This window comes from Bacillus sp. LR--39 (assembly GCF_053613335.1).
In genome coordinates this window covers 1-639 of the sequence record NZ_JBSIOT010001074.1, presented here as the reverse complement: position 1 = coordinate 639, position 639 = coordinate 1, and the positions used below count along the sequence as shown (strand labels likewise).

General features: G+C 54.6%; 2 protein-coding genes. One reads left to right on the top strand and one right to left on the bottom strand.

Going from position 1 to position 639, the window contains the following annotated elements:
• Window positions 1-164: PLP-dependent transferase (locus tag ACWHAR_RS28525; RefSeq protein ID WP_452088629.1), on the top strand; the 164-nt coding region annotated here is incomplete at its 5' end.
• 45 nt (window positions 165-209) lie between these two features.
• Here the strand turns inward: ACWHAR_RS28525 and ACWHAR_RS28520 are convergent.
• Window positions 210-639 (bottom strand): DUF819 family protein (locus ACWHAR_RS28520; RefSeq protein ID WP_452088628.1); only part of this gene is annotated, 430 nt, incomplete at its 5' end.

Below are 639 nucleotides of genomic sequence, written 5' to 3'. Positions count from 1 at the left end.
CGGCAAAAATGTCGCACGCCGCCATGCCGAAGGATGAGCGCACAAAACGGGGCATTACCGACGGACTTCTGCGCTTGAGCGTCGGGGTCGAAAATGCCGATGATTTACAGGCGGACTTTGCCCAAGCGTTGGAAGCCGTATCCGGAGCGCTTGCCCGTTCATAAAAGAAGGCGCGGATTCGTCAAGGAATCCGCGCCTTTTTTTGCCATTTATAACAGGGTGGAAAACCATGTGCCCAAGAAGGTGCCGACATAATTGCCGATCAGATATCCGAACGTCCCGACCAGCATTACGGGAGCAACGAGGCCCCGCCAGCCTTTGGCAATCGCCATCGCCGCCGCTGTCGTCGGTCCGCCGACAGATGCGTTGCAAGCCAAGAGAATTTCATCGAGCCGAAAACGAAACAGCTTTCCGCAGAAGAGCGATACGAGCAGGTTGGACATGGCAATCACAAAGACAAATGCCAGGAGGAGCGGGGCGTTCATGAGGATGATCCGCAAATCCGCCGGAATGCCAATCACGACAAAGAATAAGTAAATCAAATAAGTCCCGATCTCCTGTGAGCCGCGCAGCCGTTCAAAATAGCGGGGAAACACTACCGTCAGCAAAATTGTCAGCGTCGTCAGCAGCAGGAACTGG